The organism is Nonomuraea sp. NPDC003709, assembly GCF_040610775.1.
GTDB classification, from domain to species: Bacteria; Actinomycetota; Actinomycetes; order Streptosporangiales; family Streptosporangiaceae; genus Nonomuraea; species Nonomuraea angiospora_A.
Window position 1 is genome coordinate 56,893 of record NZ_JBEXMW010000024.1, and the last position, 10,615, is coordinate 67,507.

Annotated in this window: 9 protein-coding genes; 7 read left to right on the forward strand and 2 right to left on the reverse strand. The window is 71.1% G+C overall.

Annotated features, from left to right (window positions below; genetic code table 11):
* The first annotated feature begins 51 nt into the window (after positions 1-51).
* Complete coding sequence (locus ABZX61_RS50080) at positions 52-402, forward strand: YciI family protein (RefSeq protein WP_355206195.1); 351 nt, start codon at positions 52-54, stop codon at positions 400-402.
* Here the strand turns inward: ABZX61_RS50080 and glnA are convergent.
* The gene (gene glnA, locus ABZX61_RS50085; protein ID WP_355206198.1) at positions 399-1,760 is read right to left on the reverse strand and encodes a type I glutamate--ammonia ligase; all 1,362 of its coding nucleotides are present in this window, start codon (positions 1,758-1,760) and stop codon (positions 399-401) included. The two genes, ABZX61_RS50080 and glnA, sit on opposite strands and share 4 nt — an antisense overlap.
* A gap of 153 nt (positions 1,761-1,913) precedes the next feature.
* On the opposite strand from glnA, the gene ABZX61_RS50090 reads away from it, so the two are divergent.
* Together ABZX61_RS50090 and ABZX61_RS50095 are read left to right on the forward strand one after the other, a co-directional pair.
* A complete protein-coding gene (locus ABZX61_RS50090) occupies positions 1,914-2,459 on the forward strand; it encodes a hypothetical protein (RefSeq protein ID WP_355206200.1) in 546 nt (181 codons plus the stop codon).
* Between the two features lie 20 nt (positions 2,460-2,479).
* The gene (locus tag ABZX61_RS50095) at positions 2,480-3,514 is read left to right on the forward strand and encodes a terpene synthase family protein (RefSeq protein WP_350728777.1); all 1,035 of its coding nucleotides are present in this window, start codon (positions 2,480-2,482) and stop codon (positions 3,512-3,514) included.
* On the opposite strand, the gene ABZX61_RS50100 is transcribed toward ABZX61_RS50095, so the two are convergent.
* The gene (locus ABZX61_RS50100; RefSeq protein ID WP_355206203.1) at positions 3,505-4,470 is read right to left on the reverse strand and encodes a DUF5937 family protein; all 966 of its coding nucleotides are present in this window, start codon (positions 4,468-4,470) and stop codon (positions 3,505-3,507) included. The two genes, ABZX61_RS50095 and ABZX61_RS50100, sit on opposite strands and share 10 nt — an antisense overlap.
* A 59-nt stretch (positions 4,471-4,529) precedes the next feature.
* Between ABZX61_RS50100 and ABZX61_RS50105 the strand changes: the two genes are divergently transcribed.
* The 4 genes from ABZX61_RS50105 (at position 4,530) to ABZX61_RS50120 (ending at position 10,089) form a co-directional block, all read left to right on the forward strand.
* Positions 4,530-5,723, forward strand: a complete 1,194-nt coding sequence (locus tag ABZX61_RS50105; protein ID WP_355206206.1) for an MFS transporter — start codon at positions 4,530-4,532, stop codon at positions 5,721-5,723.
* 85 nt (positions 5,724-5,808) lie between these two features.
* Complete coding sequence (locus tag ABZX61_RS50110) at positions 5,809-7,347, forward strand: BTAD domain-containing putative transcriptional regulator (protein WP_355206209.1); 1,539 nt, start codon at positions 5,809-5,811, stop codon at positions 7,345-7,347.
* Positions 7,348-7,380: 33 nt separating this feature from the next.
* A complete protein-coding gene (locus ABZX61_RS50115; RefSeq protein WP_355206211.1) occupies positions 7,381-9,153 on the forward strand; it encodes an NAD+ synthase in 1,773 nt (590 codons plus the stop codon).
* Between the two features lie 120 nt (positions 9,154-9,273).
* Positions 9,274-10,089 carry a pentapeptide repeat-containing protein gene (locus ABZX61_RS50120; protein WP_355206214.1) on the forward strand — a complete coding sequence of 272 codons (816 nt, stop codon included), beginning with the start codon at positions 9,274-9,276 and terminating at the stop codon, positions 10,087-10,089.
* Positions 10,090-10,615: the final 526 nt, after the last annotated feature.

Below are 10,615 nucleotides of genomic sequence, written 5' to 3' on the forward strand. Positions count from 1 at the left end.
CGATACGGCCGCACCGCGTTCGTGTGAGAGGTGACGGAAAGGAAAAGTCACATGAAGCAGTACGTGCTCAGCATGCAGCAGCCCGACGGGCCCCCGCCCCCGCCCGAGGTCCTGGACCCGATCATGCGCGACATCGGCGCCGTCGAACAGGAGATGCGGGACGCGGGCGCCTGGGTCTTCTCGGGCGCGCTCCAGCCACCCTCCGGCGCCCGCGTGGTGCGGATGAGCGACGGCGAGCCGCTCACCACCGACGGCCCTTACGTGGAGGGCAAGGAGCACATCGGCGGTTTCACGATCATCAAGGCGCCCGACATGGACGCGGCCCTGGAATGGGCCCGCAAGCTGGCCGGGGCCGTGGCCCTGCTGCCCATCGAGGTCCGCGAGTTTCAGGGAGCCGTCTAGAGCACCGGCAGGTAGCGGCCGAGCTCGAACTCGGTGACGTGCCGCCGGTATTCGCGCCACTCCGCGCGCTTGTTGCGCAGGAAGAAGTCGAAGACGTGCTCCCCGAGCGTCTCGGCCACCAGCTCGCTCTGCTCCATCACCGCGATCGCGTCGTTGAGGGAGCCGGGCAGCGGCTGGATGCCGAGGGCCCGCCGCTCGGCGCTGGTCAGCGTCCACACGTTGTCCTCGGCGGCGGCGGGCAGCTCGTAGCTCTCCTCGATGCCCTTCAGACCGGCCGCCAGGATCAGCGCGAAGGCGAGGTACGGGTTGCACGCCGAGTCGAGCGACCTGAACTCGATGCGCGTCGAGCCGCCCTTGTGCGGCTTGTACATCGGCACCCGCACCAGGGCGGAGCGGTTGTTGTGGCCCCAGCACACGTAGGAGGGGGCCTCGCCGCCCTGACCCGCGATGGCCTCGGCGCCGCCCCAGAGCCGCTTGTAGGAGTTGACCCACTGGTTGGTGATGGCGGTGATCTCGGCGGCGTGCTTGAGCAGCCCGGCGATGAACGAGCGGCCGATCTTGGACAGCCGGTATTCGGACCCGGCCTCGTAGAAGGCGTTGCGGTCGCCCTCGAACAGCGACATGTGGGTGTGCATGCCGGAGCCGGGGTGCTCGGTGAACGGCTTGGGCATGAAGGAGGCCCAGATGCCCTGCTCCAGGGCGACCTCCTTCATGACCAGGCGGAAGGTCATGATGTTGTCGGCCGTGGTCAGCGCGTCGGCGTAGCGCAGGTCGATCTCCTGCTGCCCGGGGGCGCCCTCGTGGTGGCTGAACTCCACCGAGATGCCCATCGACTCCAGCATCAGCACCGCCTGGCGCCTGAAGTCGTGGCCGGCGCTGTGCGGCGTGTGGTCGAAGTAGCCGCCGGAGTCGATCGGCTCGGGCCGCTCGCCGGTCTCCGGGCGGTTCTTCAGCAGGAAGAACTCGATCTCCGGGTGGGTGTAGAAGGTGAAGCCCATGTCGGCGCACTTGGCCAGCGTGCGCTTGAGCACCCAGCGCGGGTCGGCGTGCGACGGTGAGCCGTCCGGCATCAGGATGTCGCAGAAGATGCGGCCCGCGCCCGGCGTCTCGCTGCGCCAGGGCAGGATCTGGAACGTGGCCGGGTCGGGCTTGGCGAGCATGTCGGACTCGTAGACACGCGCGAAACCCTCGATGGCCGAGCCGTCGAAGCCTATGCCCTCGGCGAACGCGCCTTCGAGCTCGGCCGGGGCGATGGCCACTGACTTGAGGAAACCGAGCACGTCAGTGAACCACAGCCGGATGAACCGGATGTCGCGTTCCTCGAGCGTGCGGAGCACGAACTCCTGCTGGCGGTCCACGGCGTCCCCTCTATCTGTCCGTACAGGTCCAGCTACCAGCATGCCGCGCCCGTGTTTCGCACACGTTACGGGGGGTGCCGGTGCGAGCCTCGCTGACAAAGGCCCCGCCCCGAGCTTACTGTGATCACGCAGTCAGTCTCGGGGGAGGCATTGGTGGCTATCGACCTGCTCAATCACAAGCTAGATCGGGCATTCGACCACATAGACGCGAGTGGCAACGGCGTCGTCGAGCGGGAGGACCTTCTGGGTCTGGGCGCCCGCATCCTGGTGGGCTTCGGGGAGTCCCCCACCTCGGTCACCGGGGCCAGCCTCGTCGACGGCTTCGACGAGATCTGGTCGGCGCTGGCGAAGGCGCTCGAGCGCGACATCGACTTCGGGATCGCGCGCCCGGACTTCCGGGCCGGGATGGTGGCGGCGTTCGTCACGGGCGACCAGTACGACGCGGTGTTCAGGCCCGCGACGGTGGCGGTCGCCGAACTGTGCGACGGCGACGGCGACGGGGAGATCGGCCCGGGCGACTTCCGCACGATGCTGAGCGCGTTCGGCGTGGCGTACGACGACGTCGACGCGGCCTTCGACCGCCTCGACCGCGAGGGCAGGGGCACGCTCACCGTGGACGAGCTGGTCCTGGCCGCCTCCGACTACTACCGCGGCGCCGATCCCAATGCCACGGGCAACTGGCTCTTCGGCCCGCTGTGAGGGCGGGCGTGAGGACCGGCGTGAAGACCGCTGCGAAGACCACTGTGAAGAGCGCTGAGAACACCACTGTGAACACCACCGGGGGCACCACCGTGTTCGCGACGGTGCGTACCGCGCTGCGTTCGGCCCTGACCTCGGTGCTGCCGCTGCCGCGCAGGGGCGGCTCGGCCGCGATGGCGCTGCTGCCGCTCACCGAGCGGGTCCCCGCGATGGCGGCCCCGTGCCGGATGCACCCGGCCGTGTACGCGATCGAGGCCGCGGTCATCGACTGGGCCAGGAGGACCGGGCTGCGGGCCGCCCCGGGCGTGGGCTACCACCGGATGGCGGGCCGGGCGTTCGCCGAGTTCGACGCTGCCGCGGCGGCGCTGTTCGCGCAGTGGCTGACGTGGCTGTTCCACCTGGACGACGAGCTGGACGAGGGCTCCTGCCCGCTGGACATCTTCGACGGCATGCTCAGGGGCGCGGCCCGGCATCCGCTGGAGGCGGCGTTCGCGGACCTGTGGCGGGTGACGAGCGCGCGGATGAGCGACCGGTGGCGGGCCAGGTTCGCGGTCGGGTTGCGGCGCCAGCACGACGCCTGCCGTACCGAGGCCGACAACCGGGCAGCGGGCCGGATGCCGACGCTGGAGGAATATCCGGCGCTGCGCAGGGGCACCGTGGGGCCGTACCTCTATGACCTGGTCGAGCCGTGCCTGCGGGTCGAGGTGCCCGTGTGGGTGCACGAGTGCGAGCCGTGGCAGCAGTTGGTGAGCGCGTGCAGCGACGTCACGGCGTGGTGCAACGACGTGGCCTCCCGGCCGAAGGAGCGCGGCGACGTGCACAACTTCGTGGTGCTCGCGATGCGCCAGCTCGGGCTGGGCGAGCGGGAGGCGACGGCCTGGGTGCTCGACCGGATCGCCGCGCGCTGCCAGGACATGCACAAGGCCGCCAGGCGGCTGCCGCTGGATGATCTGGCGCCGAAGGAGGCGAGGGACGTCAGCAAGGTCGCCTGCGCGTACCTGGCGGCGCCGCGCGCCCACCTCGACTGGCTGCTGGAGTCCAAGCGCTACGCGTGACCCGCCAGCGTGTCGCCCGTGGGGGTGCGGCGGTAGACGACCTGTTTGCCGACCCGCATCCCCACCGTGAGCCCGCCGCCGCTGAGCACCCCGAGGTGCTGGCTGACCGCGCCGGGCGTGAGCGCCATGCGGGCGGCCAGGGCCGAGGTCGTGGCGGGCTCGGCGAGGGCGAGCAGGATCTGCGCCCGGCTCCTGCCGATCAGCGCGGCGAGCGCGCCGGGCGCGGGCGGCGGGCCCTGCTCCCACAGCGTGCCGACGCCGAGCACGGGGTAGACCAGCATCGACTGGTACGGCGCCGTCATCACCGCCACGGCGGCCGGTCCCCAGAACGCGCTGGGCACCAGCACCAGCCCGTCGCCGTGCAGGCCGCCCGCCTCGCACCAGGGCCGGTCGATGAGCAGCCGCTCCCCCGTCCACACCACGGCCGGATCGAGCGCGGCGAACAGCTCGCGCGCCCCGCCCTGGGCGAGCTGCCGTGACCGGCGCAGCACGTCCCGTTCGAGCAGCCCGTACACGCGGGGCCAGAACTCCGCGAAGCACGCCTCCCAGTACGCCTCCAGCGTGGCGGCGACCCTGGCCACGCCCGCCTCGGGGTCGGCCATGAACCGCTCCAGCACGGCCCGGTCGGTCCCCACGATCTTCGCCGCCTCCTCGCGGGCCTGCCCGGGATCCGCGCTTCTGACCCGCTCCAGCTCGGCGGCGAACTCCGGCATCGGCGTGTCGGGTGGCGGCGTGATGAAGTCGGCCATGTAGCCGGTCGCGGGCACGAGCGCGAACAGCTCGGCCAGGTCCAGCGCCGCCAGGCGGGGGCGTACGGCCTTGAGCCAGGGCAGGTGGATCGACTGCCTGGACGGCCCCTGGAGGGTGCGCAGGCTGGCGACCAGCTCCCACATCGGCGAGAACGCGAACCGGATCCGGGCCACGTCCTCCGGCTTCAGCACCCACTCGATCGGCATGCTTTTAGCCTGCACTAAATCGTTCGCCCTCACAAACCCGGCATATCAGGCTTTGTCGCGTGTCGAGCACAACTCTTGAGCGAAGGTCGTTTTTCCGGTCCCAGATCGGCGGGCTGCCCCGCGCGTTCTGGGCCCTTTGGGGCGGCACGGTGGTGAACCGCCTGGGCACCATGGTCCTGCCCTTCACCGGCGTCTACCTGACGCAGAGCCGCGGCCTGTCGGTGGCGGCGGCGGGCCTGGTGATGGGCGTGTTCGGGGTGGGCTCGCTGCTGTCGCAGCTGGTCGCGGGGGTGCTCACCGACCGGATCGGGCGCCGCGCCACGCTGTCGGGCGGGATGCTGGCCACGGCCGCGACCATGCTGGCGCTCGGCTACAGCTCCTCGCTGCCGGCGGTCGTGGCCTCGATGCTCGTGCTCGGCCTGGTGATGGACATCTACCGGCCCGCCTCGTCCGCCCTCGTCGCGGACCTGGTCTCGCCCGAGGAGCGGCCCCGGGCGTACGGGCTGCTGTTCTGGGGGATCAACCTCGGGTACGCGGTCGGCGTGACGGCCGGGGGCTGGCTGGCCGGCCTCGGGTTCCTCTGGTTGTTCTGGATCGACGCTCTGTCCAGCGTGGTCTTCGCCGTGCTGGTGTGGCGGGCCGTCCCCGAGACCAGACCGGCGGCGCGGGAGTCCGCGGGCGGGTTCGGCGTGGTGCTGCGGGACCGGGTGATGATCGGGTTCACGCTGGTGGCGCTGGGCAACGCGCTGGTCTACTCGCAGACGTTCACCATGCTGCCGGTGGCGATGACGAAGGTCGTGGGGCTGTCGGCCGGGGAGTTCGGGGTGGCCATGGCCCTGAACGGGATCCTGATCGTCATCGTGCAGCCCCTGGTGTCGGGGTGGCTGGGACGCCGGGACCCCGCCCGCATGTTCGCGCTGGGGCTGTCGGTGATGGCGCTCGGGTTCGCGATGACGGCGTTCGTCGAGACCACCTTCGGGCTGGTGGTGACGATCGTGGTGTGGACTGCCGGCGAGGTCATCACGGCGGGCATCCCGGGCGCGGTCGTGGCCACGCTGGCGCCGGCCGAGCTGCGGGGGCGGTATTCGGGGTTGTTCGGGTTCTCGTGGTCGCTGGCGGCGGTGCTGGCGCCGCTGATCGGCGGGCCGCTGCTGGAGATCGGCTCCCAGGCTCTGTGGTTCACGATCGGCGGGGTGGGGGTGCTGTCGGCCGTGGGCATGCTGCTCCTCGGACCCGCGATCAGACGCCGCTGACGGCATCTCGGGTCACGGGAGACGCGTACCTTGGGAGAATTCGCCATATACCCAGGAACCGTCTCCCTCTAAAGTTACGCCTGACATGCTGACATTCACCGCGCTGGGACCGTTCCAGGCCTGGGCCGACGGCGCCCCTCTCGATCTCGGCGGCCAGCGGCAGCGGGCGGTGCTCGCGCGCCTGCTCGTCGCCGGCGGCCGCGCCGTACCCGTGAACACCCTCATCGACGAGCTCTGGCCGGGCGCGCCGCCCGCACAGGCCCTGTCCACCATCCAGGGATACGTCTCCCGCCTGCGCCGCGCCCTCGAACCCGATCGCGCACCCCGCGAGGAGGCCCGCGTCCTGGTCTCCGCACCGCCCGGATACGCCCTGCGGGCCGCGACCGAGCAGGTGGACGCGTGGCGGTTCGAGGCCCTGGTGAAGTCGGAAGGCGATCCGGGCCGGGTGTGGGCGGCCATGGACACGGCGCTGGAGCTGTGGCGGGGGCCCGCGCTGGCCGAGTTCGGCGAGTTGAGCTGGGCCGCCACGGAGGCGGGCAGGCTGGAGGAGCTGCGCCTGATCGCCGTCGAGCGCCGGGCCGGGGCCGGCCTGGCGCTGGGCCGGGCGACGTCGCTGGTGGCCGACCTGGAGGCGCACGCGTCGGCGTACCCGCTGCGGGAGGAGGCCTGGCGGCTGCTGGCCACGGGCCTGTACGGGCTCGGGCGCCAGGGCGACGCGCTGGCGGCGCTGCGCAGGGCGCGCTCGGTGTGGCGGGACGAGCTGGGCCTCGACCTGTCGGCCGGGCTGCAGCGCCTGGAGGCCGACATGCTCGCCCAGCGCCTGGAGTCCCCGGCCCCCGAGGAGCCGCCGCAGCCTCCGGCGGAAGCGCCCGCCGCTGTGTCCACCGCCGTGTCCACCGCCGTGTCCGCCGCCGCGTCCGCCGCCGTTTCCGCCGCCGTTTCCGGCACCGCGCCGCTGCGGGTCGTGGTGGCCGACGATCAGGCGCTCGTGCGGGCGGGCGTGCGGGCGATGCTGGACGCCGAGCCAGGCGTGACGATGGTCGGCGAGGCGACCAACGGCGAGGAGGCGATCGCGCTCGTGGCCGAGACCGGCCCCGACGTGGTGCTGCTCGACATCCAGATGCCCCATCTGGACGGCCTGGCCGCCGCCCGCCGCATCCTGTCCGAAAACCGGCCGCCGAAGGTGATCATGATGACCACGTTCGGCAGCGACGAGAACCTTTATGCGGCACTGCGTGCTGGAGTGAGTGGATTCATCCTGAAAACGTCGGCTCCGGAGCAGTTCCTGGCCGCGATCAGGGCCGCGTCCGCCGGGGACGCGCTCATCGACCCGACGATCACGACCCGGCTGATCGCGGGGTTCGCCGGACGCGTCGACCCGGCCTCTCCCCCGGCCCTGGCCGGGCTCGCCGACTCCCAGCTCGACGTGCTGAAACTCGTCGCCCGCGGCCTGACGAACCGCCAGATCGGCCAGACGCTCTCCTTGTCCGAGGAGGAGGTGGCCATCATGGTCAAGTCGCTCTTGGAGCATCTCGGGCTGTTCGACCGCGCACAGCTGGTTATGGCCGCGTATGAGTCAGGTTTTGTGACACCCGGGGAAAAGACTTCCTTTTCGTCGCTTTGACGATAAAAATCGCGCCGTACTAGGCTTGGCGACGTGGCACAACTGCGTATCGCCCTGGCCCAGATGAACCCGTCCGTCGGCGACCTTGATGGCAACGCCGAGCGGCTGATCGCGTGGACCCGCGACGCCGCCGATCGTGGAGCCCACCTCGTCGTCTTCACCGAGATGTTCCTCACCGGCTATCCCGTGGAGGACCTGGTGCTGCGTACGTCCTTCGTGGACGCCAGCATCCGGACCCTGGAGGAGGTGGCGCGCAGGCTGGAGCGGGAGGGCCTGGGCGACCTGCCGGTGGTGGTCGGCTACGTGGACCGCGCCGGACTGGCGCCCCGGGTCGGCCAGCCGAAGGGTGCCCCGCTGGACGCGGCCGCTGTGCTCCACAAGGGCCAGGTGGTGACCCGTACGGCCAAGCACCACCTGCCCAACTACGGGGTGTTCGACGAATACCGCTACTTCGTGCGCGGCGACCGGCTGCCGATCTTCCGGCTGCACGGCGTGGACGTGGCGATCGCGGTGTGCGAGGACCTCTGGCAGGAGGGCGGCCCCGTGTCCGTCGTGGGCCAGGCGGGCGCCGGGCTGCTGATCTCGCCGAACGCCTCGCCGTACGAGAAGGAGAAGGACGACGTACGCCTGGAGCTGTGCGCGCGCCGGGCCCGCGAGGCGGGCTGCGCCCTCGTCTACGTCAACCAGGTCGGCGGCCAGGACGAGCTGGTCTTCGACGGCGACTCGATCGTGGTGGACGCCTCGGGCGAGCTGGTGGCACGGGCGGGCCAGTTCCGGGAGGAGCTGCTGACCGTCGATCTGGAGCTGCCGGTCTCGGACGCCGAGCCGGGCTTCTTCCCGTACGACGCGGGCGACGGCTCCACCATCACCGTCGAGCGCCTGGTGCTCTCCTCGGACCCCCTGGAGCCGTACGAACCGGCGCCCGCGGCGATCGCGGAGCACCTCGACCTGCACGGCGAGGTGTACGCGGCCCTGGTCCTGGCAGTGCGGGACTACGTGGCCAAGAACGGCTTCCAGTCGGTCATCCTGGGCCTGTCCGGCGGCATCGACTCGGCCCTGACCGCCACCATCGCCTCCGACGCCATCGGCCCCTCGCGCGTCAACGTGGTCCTCATGCCGTCCCGCTACTCCTCGGACCACTCCCTGGCCGACGCCGAGGAACTCGTCCGCAGGCAGGGCGTCAACTCCCGGATCGCCCCGATCGCCGACATCGTCGACGCCTTCGAGAAGGAGATCGAGCTCTCGGGCCTGGCGGCCGAGAACCTCCAGGCGAGGGTGCGCGGCATGATCCTCATGGGCCTGTCGAACCAGCACGGCCACCTGGTCCTGACGACCGGCAACAAGAGCGAGCTGGCGACGGGCTACTCGACCCTCTACGGCGACTCGGCCGGCGGCTTCGCCCCCATCAAGGACGTCCCGAAGACGATGGTGTGGGAACTGTCGAGGTGGCGCAACGCCAATTCGCTGCCGCAATTCCTGCTCGACGCGAAAACCCCCATTCCCGAAAATTCCATCACCAAGGAGCCGAGCGCCGAGCTCCGCCCCGACCAGCGCGACACGGATTCCCTTCCGCCGTACGAAATCCTCGACCGCCTGCTGGACGATTACGTGGAGAAGGACATGGGCTCGACGGAGCTCATCGCGGCCGGCCACGATCCGGAGCTGGTCACGAGGATCATCAGGCTGGTCGACCTGGCCGAGTACAAGCGCCGCCAGTATCCGCCCGGCCCCAAGATCACCCCGAAGAACTTCGGCCGCGACCGCCGCCTCCCCATCACCAACAGATGGCGCGAAACCGCCGATTAATCGGCCATAGGGCTCTTATCCCAACACGACGATCAACCTAAGAAATAGCCATTACCTCGCCGTTAATATGGCCCGGCCGATCCTTCGGACGCCGGGCCTTACCAGCGGAAGAGGCGCACCATGACATTTCTGATGATCGTGCTCGGGGTGGTGGTCGCCGGTTCGGCCGTGGCCGTCGGGGCGCTGCTCGGCCCGGTCACCCGCCGGATGACCGCGGACGTCAAAGCGCTTGCGCCGGACCAGCGGGCCGAGGCGGTGACCGCCACCCGGACGATGCTCATGCAGGTCGGCTCCCTCGTCACCGCCGCGCTCTCCCTGGCGGGCCTGGTCGGCACGTTCTACTTCAGCTCCCAGACCGTCTCGCTCGAGACCCAGAAGCAGTTTCAGGCGCGCTATGACCAGGCGCTGAAGGACCTCAGGTCCAGCGACTCCAGCGCCCGGGTCCAGGGCCTCTACGAGCTGGAGGACATCTCCCACGAGGCGCCGTCCTTCGCCTGGAAGGTGACCCTGAGCATCGCCGCGTACCTGCAGGACCGGGCCCGCGGCCAGGCGACCCCCCGCCCCCACCTGACCGTCGAGGCCGCCCTGACCGTGCTCGGCCGCCGCGACCGCAAGTCCGACCGCGGCCCCGTCTCCACCGGCCCCGTGGCCGCCGACGGAGTCACCCTCCGCGCCACCGACCTGTCGGGCACGGACCTGCGCGGCATCGATTTCACGGACGCCACCCTGTCCCAGGCCCGCTTCACCAACGCGGACCTCCGTACGGCCCACTTCAAGAACACCGCCCTTCCTCAGGCCCGCTTCACCGGCGCCGACCTCCGGACAGCCGACTTCACCGGCGCCGACCTCCGCCAGGCCGACTTCACCGGCGCCCAACTGGACGGCACAACCTTCCGCAAGGCCCACCTGGAAGGCGCACTCGGCCTGCCGTCCTGAGGGCTGAGCCTGAGTCGCACATCGCTCACCGAACACTCCGAACGGTGTCAAGCATTCTGGTCCCCCGCGCTCACGCCGCACCCGGACAACACAGCTCGTGTCCGATGTCCGCGGCCCGGGACCCGTCCTCCGCGGTCCATCCTCCGCAGTCCGTCCTCCGCAGTCCGTCCTCCGCAGTCCGTCCTCCGCAGTCCGTCCTCCGCGGTCCGTGCTCCACGGATCGTGTCCGAGGTCCGCGGCCCGGGACCCGTGCTCCGTAGTCCGTCCTCCGCGGTCCGGGAACCCGGGGTCCGGCACCCGGGGTCCGCGGTCCGTCGTCCCGGGGGTCCATGGTCCGGGACCCGGGGACCCGGGGACCCGGGGACCCGGGGGCCCGGGGGCCCGGGGCCCGCGCTCCGGGGCCCATGCTCCGCGGCCCCGGGCCTGTGGTCCGCAGCCCGCGGCCCACAGCCCGTGGCCCGTCCTCCGGCGTCCGGGGTTGCGGGGGCGGGGTTGCGGGGGCGGGGTTGCGGGGGCGGGGTTGCGG